The sequence below is a fragment of the Pseudothioclava nitratireducens genome (assembly GCF_029210495.1).
GTDB lineage: Bacteria > Pseudomonadota > Alphaproteobacteria > Rhodobacterales > Rhodobacteraceae > Pseudothioclava > Pseudothioclava nitratireducens.
The window spans coordinates 1-16,831 of sequence record NZ_JARGDK010000014.1 but is presented as its reverse complement, the minus strand read 5'-3'; the positions used below and the strand labels follow the sequence as shown (position 1 = coordinate 16,831).

The following is a 16,831-nucleotide window of genomic DNA, read 5'->3' as shown; positions in this document are numbered from 1 at the left end:
ATCGGGCTTTAAGCCTTTTGACGCGCAATATCAGGAGCCGATTCTGGGAGGGTATTGACCTTGGCGCATTCGGAACCGCCTTTGTTGCCACTGGCGCGCACGGCTTCGATGCTGGCGCCGGGGGCGATCTATTTGTTTTTGGTGGCACTGCTGGCCGGTGGGGCCGGGTTGATCGTTCCCGACCGCATCCTGGCGATGGTGTTGTTGTCGATCGCGGGCAGTCTTGGGTTTCTGGCGATGTTGATGCGGGGGGCGCATGCGTGGCAGAGCGCCCGCAAATCGCGGCTGCATGAGCTTCTGTCGGGGTTCATCGCGCATGATGCCTCGCCGAGCTTCACGACCGATCCGGATGGTGAAATCGGTTTTCAGAATCACGCCGCGCTGGAACGCTTCGGCGCTCGGAGCGGGCAAAGCCTGACGGGCGCACTCAGCGAATTGTTCGCCAATCCCGGCTCTGTCATCAAGCGGCTGCAAGGAAAGGCCGCGGTCCTTGGCGCCGCGCGCGAAGATCTCGTGACGCGGCGCGGTCACGTGCGGCTTTCGGTGCACCTTGTTGGTGAAGACGGGTTTTTGTGGCGGCTCGAGGATATGGCCGAGCGCGCGGCAGGCGGGCGCGGTGCGGAGACGATCAGCTTGCCGATGCTGACCGCGTCGAAGAACGGCACAATCCTGTTCATGAACGAGGCGATGCGTCGGCTCGTTGGTGAACGGGTGCGCACGCTGGATCGAATCTTCTCCGATCTGCCGCTTCAGACTGGCGAGGAGCATCAGATCATGACGCCCGGAGGGGCACTGCGTGCGACGGTTGCGCAGGTCGAAGGCAATGGCGGCCGGACAGAGATTTACCTGCTGCCCGGCGCCGAGGCCCGGACCCCTACGCATGATCCGGCCTCCTTCGAGACGCTGCCGGTGGCCTTGATGCGCATTGCCGCCGATGGACGGGTTATCGCGGTCAATCGCGCGGCACGGGGTCTGCTTGGCAAGGTCGAAGAGGAGTCTGTTTTCGGCGATCTCTTCGAGGGGCTTGGGCGGCCCGTATCCGACTGGGTTCAGGACGCGCTTTCGGGCCGTGCCGATCGCCGGCCAGAGGTGATCCGCACCCGCAGCAGCGATACCGAGGTGTTTCTCCAGGTAACCCTGAGCCGGGTGGTCGAGAATGGTGAGGCCGGGTTGATCGCAGTGCTCTCCGATGCCACGCAGCTCAAAACGCTGGAGGCACAATTCGTTCAGAGCCAGAAAATGCAGGCGATCGGTCAACTCGCCGGCGGGGTCGCACATGATTTCAACAATCTGCTGACGGCGATTTCGGGGCATTGCGACTTGTTGATGTTACGCCATGACAAGGGCGATCCGGATTACGCTGATCTCGACCAAATCAGTCAAAATGCCAATCGTGCTGCCTCTTTGGTCGGACAGTTGCTGGCCTTTTCGCGCAAACAGACCCTCAAGCCACGGATTATCGATCTGCGCGACACACTTTCCGATCTGACGCATCTTCTCAACCGACTCGTCGGAGAGAAAGTCTTCCTGAATTTCACCCATGATCCCGATCTGAGGCCGATCCGGGTCGACAAGCGGCAATTCGAGCAGGTTGTCATGAACCTGGTCGTGAATGCCCGAGACGCGATGCCGGGCGGCGGTGAGGTGCGTATCGAGACGGAAAATCTCTCACTGGCCGAGGATCTAAAACTGGACCGCGTTTCCGTTCCCAAGGGGAGCTATGTGCTCGTAAAGGTCTCAGATGAGGGAACGGGCATTGCCCCGGACAAACTCTCGAAGATATTCGAGCCGTTCTTCACGACCAAGCGCGCGGGTGAAGGCACGGGACTGGGCCTGTCCACCGCCTACGGTATTATCAAGCAGACGGGCGGATATATTTTCTGCGATTCCGTTCTTGGGTCGGGGACCTGTTTCACGATCTATCTTCCCGCGGATGAGCGTGTTGCAGAAGTCGATGCCGAGGTCGAGAAACCTGTCGTCAGCCCAGGGGCGACATCGCAAGAGAATGCAAGCGTGCTGCTGGTCGAAGATGAGGCGCCGGTGCGCGCTTTTGCCTCGCGTGCGCTCAAACTGCGTGGCTACACTGTCTTCGAAGCCGAGAACGCAGAAGAGGCGTTACAGATTCTCGAGGATGAGACGCTTTCGGTCGACGTGTTCGTAACCGATGTCATCATGCCAGGCATGGATGGTCCCACCTGGGTTGCAGAGGCCCTGAAACAACGTCCGGGAACAGCCGTCGTCTTCGTTTCGGGCTATGCCGAAGACGTCTTTACGGATGGCCGTCCGCCGGTTCCCAACTCGGTTTTCCTGCCCAAACCTTTCTCGCTGAGCGAGTTGACGGCGACGGTGCAGAATCAACTGCCCTGAAAGGCTGCCCGCCTGACTGCGGGCAACGGTTCAAAGGCTGTTGTAGAGTGTGAAATCGCGCTCGAGCACGCTACGCAACTGCACTTCAGTGCTCGGGCTCAGCGCGACATCTACCGCGGGCGGCACGTTGACACGGGGCAGGGTGATCGCGCAGTCGAGCCGATCTTCGAGGAAATGCACGAAGCCTTCAATATTCTCGTATCGGAAAATCTGGTCGATTGCGGGCCGTCCATCGGTGCCCAGCAGATAGTCGCCCTGGGTTCCAAGTCTTGCATGCGCCGGTGGGGTTTGGGCCATGTAGTCGTGAATGAACGCTTCGAAACTACGCCCCTGCATCGGATGCGTCGGGTCCTCGAAATCGTCGCGGAGACGGAAGCGATACCACGACCGTAGCCAACTGATCGGTTCACGCATGAGGGCGACCGTCGTGAATCGCGTCCCCGTCACAGATTCGAGATAGGGCGCGAGATGCGTGCGAAAGGCACTTGCGGTCATGTGTTTGAGCGGAGCCGGGCGCGGCATGGTCACGGCGGCAAGAGACTCGAGCGCGGCCTCGACAGCAGATGACCCGGCCTTCGGAGTCGCTAGAAAAACAAGCCGTTGATCCCAGAATATCAGCATGACTGCCCCATATTTTTGGTCTCAATACCCAGCTTCACCGGGCTGGTAAACCTTTCTTTAACCTCAATAGGAAATGAATGGGTGTGAAGAATTGGATTGAAATGTTCTTCTTTTGTATTCATACAGAGGCAGAACAAAGCGCAAACACCAAGGTGGCTCTGTCGATTGTCGTGCAGAGCACTCTGTGGGATAAGGAAGGCAGAAAACAGATGACGGGCCTTTTCGAGATGAAAGACAAAAGCAACGCAGACAAACAAAAAGCGCTCGAATCCGCGCTGGCGCAGATCGAGCGTCAATTCGGCAAGGGCTCGATCATGAAGCTTGGGGGGGACAACCCCGCGCCCGAGATCGAGGCGACCTCGACCGGCTCGCTGGGGCTCGATATCGCGCTCGGGATTGGTGGCCTGCCGAAGGGCCGGATCGTTGAAATTTATGGCCCCGAGAGCTCTGGGAAAACGACCCTGACGTTACATTGCGTGGCGGAAGAGCAGAAAAAGGGCGGGGTTTGCGCCTTTGTTGACGCCGAACATGCGCTCGATCCGCAATATGCCCGCAAGCTCGGCGTCAATCTCGAGGAATTGCTGATCTCGCAGCCCGATACGGGGGAGCAGGCGCTCGAGATTGTCGATACGCTGGTGCGCTCGGGCGCTGTCAGCCTTGTCGTTGTTGACTCGGTGGCGGCACTCACGCCGCGGGCTGAGATCGAGGGCGACATGGGCGATGCGACTGTCGGTGCCCAGGCCCGGTTGATGAGCCAGGCGATGCGCAAACTCACGGCGTCGATCGGGCGCTCGAACTGCATGGTGATCTTCATCAACCAGATCCGTATGAAGATCGGCGTCATGTTTGGCTCACCCGAAACCACCTCGGGCGGGAACGCACTGAAATTCTACGCCTCGGTCCGTCTCGATATTCGCCGGATCGGTTCGATCAAGGATCGTGACGAGGTCGTCGGCAGCCAGACTCGCGTCAAAGTGGTCAAGAACAAGGTCGCGCCGCCCTTCCGCGAGGTCGAATTCGACATCATGTATGGCGAGGGCATCTCGAAGATGGGCGAATTGGTCGATCTCGGTGTGAAGGCCGGCGTCGTGAACAAGTCGGGCGCCTGGTACTCCTATGGTGACGAGCGGATCGGTCAGGGCCGCGAGAACGCCAAGCAATATCTGCGCGACAATCCCGATCTCGCCTACGAGATCGAGGACAAGATCCGGGCCAGCCACGGGCTCGATTTTGGTGCGAGCGACGAGGATGCCGCGCTCACCGAAGAGTGAGACGCGCTGGCGCAGAATGCGCCGCAAGATGGCCGGGTCGATGACCCGGCCTTTTTGCTTTCTGGACAGGGCAGGGTGGGGGCGTTAAACGGGGGAAAATTTGCCCCGGAAGGCCGAAAGACATGCCCAGCCTGAACGATATCCGCTCGACTTTTCTGAACTACTTCGAACGCAACGGTCACCGGATCGTGGACAGCTCGCCGCTGGTGCCGCGCAATGACCCGACGCTCATGTTCACCAACTCGGGTATGGTGCAGTTCAAGAACTGTTTCACCGGCGTGGAAAAGCGCGATTATGTCCGCGCGACGACCGCGCAGAAATGCGTGCGCGCGGGCGGCAAGCACAACGATCTGGACAATGTCGGCTACACGGCGCGCCACCATACCTTCTTCGAAATGCTGGGGAATTTCAGCTTTGGTGATTATTTCAAGAAGGAAGCAATCCCCTTCGCCTGGGAGTTGATCACCAAGGATTTCGACATTGATCCGAAGCGTCTTTTGACGACGGTCTATCACACCGATGACGAGGCGTTCGAGATCTGGAAGAAGGTCGGCGTGCCGGAGGACCGGATCATCCGTATCGCGACGTCGGACAATTTCTGGCAGATGGGCCCGACCGGTCCTTGCGGCCCGTGCACCGAGATCTTCTACGACCATGGCGATCACATCTGGGGTGGACCGCCCGGCTCGGCCGAAGAAGACGGCGACCGTTTCATCGAGATCTGGAATGTCGTTTTCATGCAGAACGAGCAATTCGAGGACGGCTCGATGCGCGCGCTCGACATGCAGTCGATCGACACCGGCATGGGGTTGGAGCGGATCGGCGCGCTGTTGCAGGGGAAGCACGACAACTACGACACCGACCTGATGCGCGCGCTGATCGAGGCCTCGGCCAACGTGACGAACCATGACCCCGATGGGCCGGGCAACGTGCATCACCGGGTGATCGCGGACCACCTGCGGTCGACTTCGTTCCTTCTGGCGGATGGCGTGATGCCCTCGAATGATGGGCGCGGTTATGTGCTGCGCCGGATCATGCGCCGCGCGATGCGCCACGCGCATCTCTTGGGCGCCAAGGACCCGGTCATGTACAAGTTGGTGCCCGCGCTGGTGCGCCAGATGGGCGCGGCCTATCCGGAACTTGGGCGCGCGCAAGCACTGATCGAAGAGACGCTGAAGCTTGAGGAAACCCGCTTCAAGCAGACGCTCGATCGCGGCCTCAAGCTGCTCGACGACGAGCTGGGCAAGCTGCCCGAGGGGGCCGCGCTTCCGGGCGAAGCGGCGTTCAAGCTTTATGATACTTACGGCTTCCCGCTGGACCTGACGCAAGATGCGCTGCGTGAGAAGGGCCGCGAGGTCGATACCGCCGGGTTTGACAGCGCCATGGAAGAGCAAAAAGCCAAGGCGCGTGCGTCTTGGGCGGGCTCGGGCGAGGCAACCGACAGCACGCTCTGGTTTGACATCGCCGAGACCAAGGGCGTGACCGAGTTCCTTGGTTACGATACCGAAGAGGCCGAGGCGCAGATCGTCGCTCTGGTGGCGGACGGGGCTGAGCTCGCGTCGTCCAAAAGCGCGGTGCAGATCGTCGTCAACCAGACGCCGTTCTATGCCGAGGCCGGTGGTCAGGTCGGGGACCAGGGCCATATCCGGACCGAGACGGGTCTGGCGAAGGTCACCGACACCAAGAAAGTGGCCGGCGTCTTCATTCATATCGCGGAGGTGATCGAGGGCGAGATTTCGCGCGGTCAGCCCGCGAAGCTTGAGGTGGACCACGGCCGCCGGAGCGCGATCCGCGCCAACCACTCGGCAACGCACCTCTTGCACGAGGCCCTGCGCCGTGCGCTTGGTGCCCATGTGGCCCAGAAGGGCTCGCTCAATGCCGAGGATCGTCTGCGCTTCGACTTCAGCCATGCCAAGGCGCTGAGCGCCGAGGAAATGGCGCAGGTCGAGCAGGAGGTGAACGCCTTCATCCGCCAGAACAGCCCGGTCGAGACGCGGATCATGACGCCCGACGATGCGCGCGCCATCGGGGCGCAGGCACTCTTTGGCGAGAAATACGGCGATGAGGTCCGCGTCGTGTCGATGGGCGAAGAGCTTGGCTCGGGGAAGGGCGCGGACGGCAAGACCTATTCGCTGGAACTTTGCGGTGGCACGCATGTGAAGCGCACGGGCGATATCGGTGCCTTCGTCGCGCTTGGTGACAGCGCGTCGTCGGCGGGGGTGCGCCGCTTCGAGGCGCTGACCGGGCAGGCCGCGCTGGACTATCTGAACGCACAGAACGCGCGTCTGGCCGAGGTGGCCGCGACGCTCAAGACCTCGGTGAACGAGGTGGCCGACCGCGTCAAGGCGCTGGCGGACGAGCGCAAGGCACTCGCCAATGAGGTCGCGCAACTGCGCCGCGAGCTGGCCATGGGCGGCGGTGCGTCGGGTGGACTGGAAGCAATTGAAATCAATGGCTTGAAGTTCGTAGCTCAAGTGGTTTCGGGTGTCTCGGGTAAGGATCTTCCGCCGCTCGTCGACAGCCTCAAGGATCAGATTGGCAGCGGCGTGGTCCTGATCGTCGCGGATACCGGCGACAAGGCGGCCGTGGCTGCGGGCGTGACCGCCGACGCGACCGATCGTGTGAGCGCCGTCGATCTGGTGCGCGCAGCAGCGGCAGCACTGGGCGGCAAGGGCGGCGGTGGCCGTCCCGACATGGCGCAGGCCGGCGGGGCTGATCCGTCCAAGGCCGACGAGGCGATTGCCGCCGTCAAGGCCGTCATTGCAGGAGAAGCATGATGCCCACCGCTCTTTGGATTGCCCATGTGCATGTGACCGACCCCGAGCGTTACGGCGAATATGCCAAGCGCGCCACGCAGGCGATTGCCGATCACGGCGGGGTTTTCCTTGCACGCGCCACGCCTTATCACACGCTCGAGGGGGCCGAGCGCGCTCGCCACGTCGTCACGCGCTTTCCCTCGATGCAGGCGGCGGTCGATTGCTACAACTCGCCCGCCTATCAAGAGGCGCTCTCTTTCGCCAAGGGTGCGTCCGAGCGTGACCTCGTGATTGTCGAGGAAAATGCCTGATCTCCTCTTTCCCGCGAGGATGTGCTAGCATCCTTGCGGGGCAGGAATTTCAAAGTGCGGGTTAACCGCCAAGGGTCGGAAAATGTGCCGCTGGGCCGCCTATATCGGGCAAGAGATATTTCTCGATGAGATCGTGAGCCGTCCCGGCCACTCGCTGATCCATCAGTCGCAATGCGCCACGCAATGCCACACGGCAATCAATGCCGATGGCTTCGGGGTTGCGTGGTATGGCGAGAAGCGCGAGCCGGGACTTTACCGCGATGTAATGCCCGCCTGGTCCGACCCGAACCTGCGCTCGCTCACGGCCACGGTGAAATCGCATCTGTTCCTCGCCCATGTGCGCGCCTCGACGGGCACTGCGACGAGCCGCAATAACTGCCATCCATTCGTGCATGGGAACTGGTCCTTCATGCATAACGGGCAGGTCGGCGGCTATGAGGCCTTCCGGCGCGATGCCGAGATGATGATCCCGGATGGTCTTTATCCGCGTCGTCTGGGCGCCACGGATTCCGAGGCGCTGTTTCTTGTCGCGCTCGACATGGGGCTCGAGGCCGATCCGCAATGCGCGCTGGAACGTGCCACCGCGCGGTTTGAGGCGCTCAGCCGCGCGCGCGGCACCACGCCCCATATGCGGCTGACGGCGGCGTTTTCGGATGGGCAGCGGCTCTATGCCGTGCGCTATGCTTCGGACGATCAGGCGCCCTCGCTCTACCATCGCTGGTCGGACACGCGGCGGGGGCGGGCGGTCGTCTCTGAACCCCTGGAGGCGAATGAGGTCGATTGGATCGAAGTGCCGCCAAATTCCTTCTGTGTCTTCGAAGGAAAATCGGTCGAAATCCGGCCCTTCCAACCCGTTGCCGCCGACCGCGCGGCCTGACGCTTGGCAAGGCGCGCAGGCCACGCTATCAAGGCGCCATGACCACGATCCGCACCCAGATTACCATCCACATCTGCTGAGTTTTCTCAGGCGGGCCGTTTCCGAGTTTCCAAACCCTACTCGAAGCTGATAAGCCCCGCCGGGACCACCTGCGAGGGACCCATGACCCAGATCCATTTGCGTAACTCGAAGACCCGGAAGCTCGAGGAGTTCGTGCCGCTCGATCCCGCCAATGTGCGGATGTATCTGTGTGGGCCGACCGTCTATGACCGGGCGCATCTGGGCAACGCGCGACCTGTGGTGGTGTTCGACGTGCTCTACCGGCTCCTGCGCCATGTTTATGGCCCGGATCACGTTACTTACGTGCGCAATTTCACCGATGTGGACGACAAGATCAACGCGACGGCCCTTGCCCGCAAAGAGGCGGGGGCACCGGGCACGCTGGAGGAGCTGATCCGCGAGCGAACCGAAGAGACGATCGGTTGGTATCACGCGGATATGGACGCGCTTGGCGCGTTGCGCCCCGATCATGAGCCGCGCGCAACGGATTTCATTGGCGCGATGATCGCCATGATCGAGGATCTGATCGCCAAGGGCCATGCCTATGCCAAGGACGGCCATGTGCTGTTCCGCGTCCGCTCCTACAAGGAGTATGGCGCTCTGTCGGGGCGCTCGGTCGATGACATGATCGCGGGCGCGCGGGTCGAGGTCGCCCCCTTCAAGGAAGACCCGATGGATTTCGTGCTCTGGAAGCCCTCTGATGCGGGGCTGCCGGGCTGGGACAGCCCGTGGGGCCGCGGGCGGCCGGGCTGGCATATCGAGTGTTCGGCGATGAGCTATGAACTCTTGGGCGCGTCTTTCGACATTCATGCGGGCGGGATCGACCTGCAATTCCCGCATCACGAGAACGAAATCGCGCAAAGCTGCTGTGCCCATCCCGAGGGTGGCTTTGCCCGCTACTGGCTGCACAATGAGATGCTTCAGGTCGAGGGCAAGAAGATGTCCAAGAGCCTGGGCAATTTCTTCACCGTGCGCGATCTGCTTGATGGCCATGATGGCGAGCCGGGTATCCCCGGTGAGGTGATCCGGTTCGTCTTCTTGCAGACGCATTACGGCAAGCCGATGGACTGGACGGCCGAGAAGGCGCGTCAGGCGGAGGCGACGCTGCGCAAGTGGCGTGCGATGACGGCGGGGGTTGAGCCGGGCACCGTGGCGCCCGAGGTCATCGCGGCGTTGGCGGATGACCTGAATACCGCCGGGGCCATTGCGGTTTTGCACGGGATTAAAGACCCGGCCACTCTCAAGGCTTCGGCGGCGATGCTGGGGCTTCTGGAAGATGGGATGGGCGATTGGGCTCAAGCGCCCGAGGCAGACCTTTCGAGTCTCGCGGCCAAACTTGCCGCGCTCCGTGCCACCGCCATGGAAACCAAGGACTTCGCCCCCGTCGATGCGCTCAAATCCGCGCTGATCGAGGCAGGCGTCGAGGTGCGTATGTCGAAGGCGGGCGTGGAACTCGTGCCCGGAGCGGGCTTCGATTCCTCCAAGCTGGAGGGCCTGTGATGACGCGCGACCGTCTATACCTTTATGACACCACGCTGCGTGACGGGCAGCAGACGCAGGGCGTGCAATTCTCGGTCCCCGAAAAGATCGCCATCGCCGAGGCGCTCGACGCCATCGGGATCGACTATATCGAGGGCGGCTGGCCGGGTGCGAACCCCACGGATTCCGAGTTCTTCGCCGCCCGTCCGGACACGCAGGCGACCTTCACCGCCTTTGGCATGACCAAGCGGGCAGGGCGCTCGGCGGCCAATGACGATGTGCTCGCGGGCGTGATGAATGCCGGCACGCCGGCGGTCTGTCTGGTGGGCAAGACGCATGATTATCACGTGACCACCGCACTTGGGATCACGCTTGACGAAAACCTCGAAAACATCCGCGCGAGCGTCGCCCATATGGTCGCCCAGGGCCGCGAGGCGCTGTTCGATGCCGAGCATTTCTTCGACGGCTACAAGTCGAACGCGCCTTATGCGCTGCAATGCGTGCTGGCAGCCTATGAGGCGGGCGCGCGGTGGGTGGTGCTCTGCGATACCAATGGCGGCACGCTGCCCAATGAGGTGGCCGGGATCACGCGCGCTGTGATCGAGGCGGGCATACCCGGTGATCGGCTGGGGATCCATTGCCACGACGACACCGGCAATGCGGTCGCGGCGAGCCTTGCGGCGGTCGAGGCGGGCGTGCGCCAGATCCAGGGCACGCTGAACGGTCTGGGGGAGCGTTGCGGCAATGCCAACCTCACCACGCTGATCCCGACGCTGCTCCTCAAGGAGCCGTTCCGCTCGCAATTCGAGACCGGCATCACCGAGGCCGCGCTGGCGGGCATGACGAAACTTTCGCGCAAGCTCGACGATATCCTGAACCGCGTGCCGCTGCGCAGCGCGCCTTATGTCGGCGCCTCCGCCTTTGCGCATAAGGCCGGGCTGCATGCCAGCGCGATCCTGAAGGACCCCTCGACTTACGAGCATATCGACCCCGTTCTGGTCGGCAACGCGCGGCTCATTCCGATGTCCAATCAGGCGGGGCAGTCGAACCTGCGCGCGCGGCTGTCGGGCATGGGGATCGAGGTCGATCCCAAGGACCCGCGTCTGGCCGGTATCCTCGATGAGATCAAGCGCCGCGAGGATGAGGGCTATGCCTATGACGGCGCGCAGGCGAGCTTTGAACTGGTCGCGCGGCGTGAGCTTGGGCTCATGCCGAACTTCTTCGAGGTGAAGCGCTACCGCGTCACCGTGGAGCGCCGCAAGAACCGCTACGACAAGATGGTCAATTCCTCGGAGGCCGTGGTCGTCGTCAAGATCGGCGGCGAGAAGAAGCTGTCTGTCTCGGAGAGCTTCGACGAGCATGGCTGCGACCGCGGCCCGGTCAACGCGCTCTCCAAGGCGCTGGCCAAGGATCTCGGCCCCTATCAGGCCTATATCGACGACATGAAGCTCGTGGATTTCCGGGTGCGCATCACCCAAGGCGGCACCGAGGCCGTGACCCGCGTCATCATCGACAGCGAGGACGGCAAAGGCCAGCGTTGGTCGACCGTGGGGGTGTCCGCGAATATCGTGGACGCGTCCTTTGAGGCGCTGCTTGAGGCGGTCTACTGGAAGCTTCTGCGCGACGGGGCGCCTGCGGAATGACGCCGGACGACCGGATCGCGGCGGAACGGGTGCAGCGCGCGGACCCCATGCGCTTTGCCGCGATCATGGCCGCGCCCGCGCCGGTGCGACCGGTTCTCTTTGCGGTCGCCGCCTATAACGTTGAGATCGCGCGCGCCCCTTGGGCCTCGGCCGAGCCGATGGTCGCCGAGATGCGGCTGCAATGGTGGATCGACGCGCTGGAGCGCGGCCAGATCCCGCATGAAATCGGCCCGGCGCTTGAGGCTGCGATTGCGGACGGTGTGCCGGTTGCCCTGCTGGTTGAGGCCGCCGAGGCGCGCCGCTGGGATTGCTGGTCGGAGCCGTTCTCGGATCAGACAGCCTTCGAGAGCTATATCGATGCGACCTCGGGCGGGGTGCTGATGGCGGCGGCGCAGGGGCTTGGTGTGGGGACCGAGGCTGCGCCCGCGATGCGTTCAGCGGGTTGGGCTGCGGGGCTTGCCCAGTTTCTCTGCGCGATCCCGGAACTGGAGGCCCGCGGACGCGTGCCTTTGCTTGATGGCCGTCCCGAAGCCGTGTCGGCGCTGGCCCGGCAGGGGCTTGCGCGGCTTGCCGATGCAGAGGACGCCCGCAAAGCGCTGGAGGTGGACATCCGCGAACGGCTCGCGCCGGTCTGGCTTCAGACACATGCCGCGCCCGGCATCCTCAAACGTGCCGCTGCCAAACCTGTGCGCGTCGCCCAGAGCGCGCTCATGCCATCGGAATTCGCGCGCCGGGCTGGCCTGCTGTTTGCGGCGCTGCGTCGCCCCTGACCGGGGCTGGCTTAAACGAATCTTCAGGTCTTTTGTTCATGGTCCGGTCCAATGGGTCGCGGCGTTGCCGGCGCGCGTCCTCTCGATACTGGACCGGAGATTGGCCGATGAAGTTCTTTTCGAATGTGAAATTGAGTGTGAAACTGCCCCTTATTCTGGTGGCGATCTCAATCTTCGCGCTGACGATCATGGGCGTATCTGCCTATCGGTCGGCCAGCGCGATCCTTGCGGTGCAAAGCACGGAAACTCTTGAACAATCTGTGCAGGGTCAGGCGCGCCAAATTCAGGATTGGGCCGATCAGGTAGAGGCCAATCTGCGGGCAACGGCGGCCAATGCAGCCACGGCACGCGCGCTACGCGATTTCAGCGCCGCCTGGCGTCGTTTGGGGGACGATGCGCCCGCCTATCTCGAAAAGACCTTCCAGACCAAGAATCCTTACCCTGCGGAAGAACGCTACAAGCTCGAATTTTCGGGAGATGTGAACGATTATTCGATCCAGCATCGCAGCTTTCACCCCGGCATCGTGGTTCAAAATGCGCAATGGGGCTATGATGATTTTTTCCTGATCTCACCCGATGGTCGTGTTCTCTACTCAATGGCCAAAGGCCAAGAGTTTGCGCAAGATCTTATGGGGGAGAGCGCCGCCGCCTCGCCGCTTAAGGCGCTTGTCCGCAGCGCATCCGAGGCGGAGGCACCATCCCTGCACGTTTCCGAGTTTTCTGTAGCGGATGGGACCGCGGGAGGCGGTCTTTTCGCGCTGATGCCGGTTACCGTGACGGATGGGCGGCTATTGGGGTTCGTGGCAATACGTGCGGCGGGTCAGCAGATCACACAGATCCTTGACGCGGGTGGTGCAGGCGAGGGGGTAGCCTATATCGCCGATAATAAGGGTCGTGTGCGTGCGGGGCAGCTTGAGACCCCAAATGTCGACCTGAATGGGAACGCAGCGATCGGGCTGGCACTGAGAGGAGAGGCGGGGACGCGGCAGGCGTTAGGTGCGATGGGGGAGCAGGCCATGCTTGCTTACCGTCCCATGCAGCTTTTCGGTGCTGATCTCGCACTTGTCGCCGAGGTTCCGACGGCGCAGGTTTTCGCGCCCGCTCGCAAACTCGCCGGAGAGATGGCGTTCCACGCCAGCTGGAATATCTTGCTGATGATTGCGCTGTCCTGGGCGCTGGCACGTTCGATCTCCGGGCCGCTTGTGCGTATCGGCGACGCAATCCGCAAGATTGCGGGCGGCGACCGCGAGGACGCGGTTGAGATCGGGGCGCGCAAGGATGAAATCGGAGAGATCGCCAATGCTCTGGAGACACTCCGCTTCGATCTGGCGGTCGCGGATGCGACAATGGTCCAGTCCGTCATGCAGGGGACCGCATTCGATGCATCTTCCGCGGCCATGATGATTGTCGATCATGATTTTCGGATCATCCACTGCAACAAGGCCCAGTTCAAACTGCTCGATGCAAAGATTGAGGAGTTCCGAAAGATTGCGCCGGATTTGAGTTCCGACAATATTGCCGGCAAGTCGATGGATGTGTTTCACAAGCTTCCCGAACGCGCGCGTTCGATTTTGCGCGATCCCAAGAACCTCCCCTATCACACCGATATTGCGGTCGGGGATGGGCGCTTTGGCCTTGATGTGAGTGAGATTACAGACGAAACCGGCGCGCAGATCGGTTTCGTTGTTGAATGGCGTGATGTGACTGCGCTGCGGATGCATCGCGCGCTGTTGGACGTCATCGAAGCCCGCCAGATCATCTGCGAGCTGTCTCCGGCAATGCAGATCCGGCGTGTCAATCACAATGTTGAGGCGGCTTTGCAGATCGATGGCAACGGGCTCATCGGGGCGAAGTTCGAGGATGTCGTGGAGGTGCTGGGATATAAGGGTGACTATGAAGCTGAACTTCGGGCTTTCCGCCCGGTGATTGGCCGTTTCCGCTTCAAATCCTCGACAGGACAGCAGCTTATCGCAGATGGATCGATCACCCCTGTGCCCGATCGCAACAATATCATGTTGAAGCTGGTGCTGATCGCCAATGATGTCACAGAGGCGCAAACGAACCTGGCACATGCGCAGCAGCGCACAGATCAGATCCTTGAGCGGCAGCAAATGGTTTTCGATGCCCTGCGGGTTGGCCTCAATAAGCTCTCCGATGGCGATCTTTGCGTGCGCCTTGAAGACGGGTTCGGTGAGGAGCACATGCAATTGCGTGACGATTTCAACCTGGCGCTTGAAAAGCTTTCGGCGGCGATGGAAACCGTGATCGGAAATGCGGTCGAGATCGACGGAGAGGCCAATGAGATCACGCGCGCAGCGGAGGATCTGAGCCAGAGGACAGAAAAACAGGCCGCCACGCTTGAGCAAACAGCGGCTGCGCTTGACGAGCTAACCTCCTCGGTTCGTTCCTCTGCCGATGGTGTTGCCGAAGCGGATCGCGTGGTTGTTCTGGCGCGGCGCGGCGCTGAATCTTCGGGCGAAATCGTCAAGCAAGCGGTTGAAGCTATGACCGAAATCGATGACTCGTCCAAGGAGATATCGAAGATTATCGGCGTCATCGACGAAATCGCCTTTCAGACCAATCTGCTCGCGCTCAATGCCGGGGTCGAGGCTGCCCGTGCCGGTGAGGCTGGCCGCGGCTTCGCAGTCGTCGCTTCCGAGGTTCGCGCGCTTGCGCAGCGCTCCTCCGATGCCGCCCGCGAGATCGATGCCCTTATCACGGCGTCGACTGGTCATGTCCGGCGCGGTGTGGATCTCGTCGGAGAGGCTGGTCAAGCTCTCGAAGGGATTTTGAACTCGGTCAATGACGTCGCAAAACGTGTTTCCGACATTGCTTCGGGCGCGAAAGAACAGTCGATCGGTCTCCAAGAAATCAATTCAGCGATGAATCAACTGGATCAGGTAACGCAGCAGAATGCTGCAATGTTCGAACAGACCACCGCCGCAAGCCACTCGTTGAGCCGTGGTGCCGCGACGCTTCGCGCAACTGTCGGACAATTTCGCACCCGCAGCGCATCACTCGATCAGATGGAGCCGAAAGCCACGAAAATCACCCCGGCAATTACGGCTTCCCAACATTCAGCGTCTTCGACTTTCGTCACTGGAAATGCAGCATTGGAGTCGGCACCTACCGATGAGGAATGGGAGAATTTCTGAGCCAATGCGTGTGAACTTCAGAGTTTGGAAGGGGGCATTTTCATGCGACAGAAGCGCGTTTTGATCGTCGACGATTCAGCGACGATTCGACAGATCATCAGAGCACGTGTCGCTCAAGACCCGCGCCTCGTCGTAGTGGGCGAAGCCGGTGATCCTTATGAAGCACGCGAGAAGATAAAACTACTGTTGCCAGATGTGTTGACGCTTGATGTCGAGATGCCGCGGATGAACGGAATCGCGTTTCTGGACAAGATCATGCGCCTCAGACCGATGCCAGTGATCATGATTTCGACGCTCACACATCGCGGCTCAGCAGCCGCCATCGAAGCAATGTCGCTCGGGGCCGTTGATTGTGTGGGGAAGCCGATATCGGGCGATATCGGGGCTGCGTTCGCCGATCTGCCGGATAAGCTTTTTACTGCCGCGTCCGCAAACATTCGGATACGCGAAAGCGTGAGCCGGCCCCCGCCGCGTGAGCATTTCCAATGGAACGGCAGTTACGTCCTGATCGGTTCGTCGACGGGGGGGGTAGATGCACTGGAGACTGTTCTGGCCTCTTTTCCGCAAAACTGTCCGCCGACGCTCATCGCTCAGCACATGCCTCCGACATTTCTCGAGAGTTTCGCACGCCGGCTAGACACGCGTATCGCTCCGCGACTTACTTTGGCATCCGAAGGCGCGGCCCTTTTACCAGGACATGTCTATCTCGCCCCCGGCGGCGAGTATCATCTCGAACTGGATGTCGGACAACCGCCGCGCTGTCACCTTCGCGCATCGGAAAAGGTAAGCGGGCATCGCCCTTCGGTAGACCTACTGTTTGCGTCCGCGAAAGAGATTGCGAGCAGAGCGGTTTGCGTACTCCTCACGGGAATGGGCCGCGATGGCGCACATGGCATGGGCATTATGCGCAAAGCAGGCGCGCGATGTCTCGCTCAGGACGAGGCGACGTCAGTCGTATATGGGATGCCCAAGGCTGCGATCGAAACGGGGGCTGCTGAGAAGGCACTCCCGCTTTCCGAAATAGCTGAAGAAGTCCTCTCGATCTGTTCGCAAAAAAAGCGCGTCAGCGCGTTCGGAGGCAGCGAAAATGCAACATGGTGATGTAGCGGCTCTCAGGCCGCGCCACATCTCGCAAGGTGAGTATGTCACGGGCTCACCGGATGGCCGGTCCATCACCACGATCCTCGGATCGTGCGTCGCAACTTGCCTCTACGATGCCCAGTGCGGGATTGGTGGAATGAACCACTTTCTTCTTCCGGAAAATACCGGTTCTGCGATCCAGAGTGCTAGTTTCGGCGTCAACGCGATGGAGCTCCTGATCAATGAACTGATTAAACAAGGTGCACGACGGACAGCGTTGTGTGCCAAGGTATTTGGAGGCGCAAGGATGATGGAGGGTCTCTCGGATATTGGGGCTAAAAACGCCGCGTTTGTCCTGGAGTTTGGTAGCGTCCACGGACGTGGTGTAAATTCAGCGCCGTCTTCGGTGTAATCTCAGGTGGCCATCGAGGTGTATGGTCG

Annotated in this window: 12 protein-coding genes; 11 read left to right on the top strand and 1 reads right to left on the bottom strand. The window is 61.4% G+C overall.

Features of this window, described 5'->3' with window-relative positions:
• The first annotated feature begins 108 nt into the window (after positions 1-108).
• The gene (locus P0X85_RS13705) at positions 109-2,367 is read left to right on the top strand and encodes an ATP-binding response regulator (protein WP_420851845.1); all 2,259 of its coding nucleotides are present in this window, start codon (positions 109-111) and stop codon (positions 2,365-2,367) included.
• 30 nt (positions 2,368-2,397) lie between these two features.
• On the opposite strand, the gene P0X85_RS13700 is transcribed toward P0X85_RS13705, so the two are convergent.
• On the bottom strand, positions 2,398-2,988 hold the full coding sequence (locus tag P0X85_RS13700) for a hypothetical protein (protein ID WP_275814481.1): 591 nt from the start codon (positions 2,986-2,988) through the stop codon (positions 2,398-2,400).
• Between the two features lie 209 nt (positions 2,989-3,197).
• Here P0X85_RS13700 and recA point away from each other — a divergent pair, with 209 nt between their 5' ends.
• The 10 genes from recA to P0X85_RS13650 all read left to right on the top strand — a co-directional run bounded on the left by recA (position 3,198) and on the right by P0X85_RS13650 (position 16,802).
• Positions 3,198-4,259: a recombinase RecA gene (recA, locus tag P0X85_RS13695; protein ID WP_275814478.1), complete on the top strand. Its 1,062-nt coding sequence runs from the start codon at positions 3,198-3,200 to the stop codon at positions 4,257-4,259.
• 122 nt (positions 4,260-4,381) lie between these two features.
• On the top strand, positions 4,382-7,036 hold the full coding sequence (gene alaS, locus P0X85_RS13690) for an alanine--tRNA ligase (protein ID WP_275814475.1): 2,655 nt from the start codon (positions 4,382-4,384) through the stop codon (positions 7,034-7,036).
• Positions 7,036-7,326, top strand: coding sequence for a DUF1330 domain-containing protein (locus tag P0X85_RS13685; protein ID WP_275814471.1), 291 nt, complete (start codon positions 7,036-7,038; stop codon positions 7,324-7,326). The genes alaS and P0X85_RS13685 overlap by 1 nt, the downstream gene beginning before the upstream one ends.
• An 82-nt stretch (positions 7,327-7,408) precedes the next feature.
• Positions 7,409-8,203 carry a class II glutamine amidotransferase gene (locus P0X85_RS13680; RefSeq protein ID WP_275814468.1) on the top strand — a complete coding sequence of 265 codons (795 nt, stop codon included), beginning with the start codon at positions 7,409-7,411 and terminating at the stop codon, positions 8,201-8,203.
• A gap of 162 nt (positions 8,204-8,365) precedes the next feature.
• On the top strand, positions 8,366-9,763 hold the full coding sequence (gene cysS / locus P0X85_RS13675) for a cysteine--tRNA ligase (RefSeq protein ID WP_275814465.1): 1,398 nt from the start codon (positions 8,366-8,368) through the stop codon (positions 9,761-9,763).
• On the top strand, positions 9,763-11,385 hold the full coding sequence (cimA, locus tag P0X85_RS13670; protein WP_275814462.1) for a citramalate synthase: 1,623 nt from the start codon (positions 9,763-9,765) through the stop codon (positions 11,383-11,385). The genes cysS and cimA overlap by 1 nt, the downstream gene beginning before the upstream one ends.
• Positions 11,382-12,155 (top strand): squalene/phytoene synthase family protein, encoded by a 774-nt coding sequence (locus tag P0X85_RS13665; protein WP_275814459.1) that lies wholly within the window; start codon positions 11,382-11,384, stop codon positions 12,153-12,155. Before cimA ends, P0X85_RS13665 begins: the two co-directional genes overlap by 4 nt.
• Before the next feature lie 107 nt (positions 12,156-12,262).
• A complete protein-coding gene (locus P0X85_RS13660) occupies positions 12,263-15,310 on the top strand; it encodes a methyl-accepting chemotaxis protein (protein ID WP_275814456.1) in 3,048 nt (1,015 codons plus the stop codon).
• A gap of 42 nt (positions 15,311-15,352) precedes the next feature.
• Complete coding sequence (locus P0X85_RS13655) at positions 15,353-16,411, top strand: protein-glutamate methylesterase/protein-glutamine glutaminase (protein ID WP_275814453.1); 1,059 nt, start codon at positions 15,353-15,355, stop codon at positions 16,409-16,411.
• A complete protein-coding gene (locus P0X85_RS13650) occupies positions 16,398-16,802 on the top strand; it encodes a chemotaxis protein CheD (RefSeq protein WP_275814450.1) in 405 nt (134 codons plus the stop codon). Before P0X85_RS13655 ends, P0X85_RS13650 begins: the two co-directional genes overlap by 14 nt.
• Positions 16,803-16,831: the final 29 nt, after the last annotated feature.

Bases quoted from the DNA above. Each gene is read 5' to 3' on its own strand.
- cimA (WP_275814462.1), top strand. From the start codon at position 9,763: ATGACGCGCGACCGTCTATACCTTTATGACACCACGCTGCGTGACGGG.
- P0X85_RS13650 (WP_275814450.1), top strand. From the start codon at position 16,398: ATGCAACATGGTGATGTAGCGGCTCTCAGGCCGCGCCACATCTCGCAA.
- P0X85_RS13665 (WP_275814459.1), top strand. From the start codon at position 11,382: ATGACGCCGGACGACCGGATCGCGGCGGAACGGGTGCAGCGCGCGGAC.
- P0X85_RS13685 (WP_275814471.1), top strand. From the start codon at position 7,036: ATGCCCACCGCTCTTTGGATTGCCCATGTGCATGTGACCGACCCCGAG.
- P0X85_RS13655 (WP_275814453.1), top strand. From the start codon at position 15,353: ATGCGACAGAAGCGCGTTTTGATCGTCGACGATTCAGCGACGATTCGA.
- recA (WP_275814478.1), top strand. From the start codon at position 3,198: ATGACGGGCCTTTTCGAGATGAAAGACAAAAGCAACGCAGACAAACAA.
- P0X85_RS13680 (WP_275814468.1), top strand. From the start codon at position 7,409: ATGTGCCGCTGGGCCGCCTATATCGGGCAAGAGATATTTCTCGATGAG.
- P0X85_RS13705 (WP_420851845.1), top strand. From the start codon at position 109: ATGCTGGCGCCGGGGGCGATCTATTTGTTTTTGGTGGCACTGCTGGCC.
- cysS (WP_275814465.1), top strand. From the start codon at position 8,366: ATGACCCAGATCCATTTGCGTAACTCGAAGACCCGGAAGCTCGAGGAG.
- P0X85_RS13700 (WP_275814481.1), bottom strand. From the start codon at position 2,988: ATGCTGATATTCTGGGATCAACGGCTTGTTTTTCTAGCGACTCCGAAG.
- alaS (WP_275814475.1), top strand. From the start codon at position 4,382: ATGCCCAGCCTGAACGATATCCGCTCGACTTTTCTGAACTACTTCGAA.
- P0X85_RS13660 (WP_275814456.1), top strand. From the start codon at position 12,263: ATGAAGTTCTTTTCGAATGTGAAATTGAGTGTGAAACTGCCCCTTATT.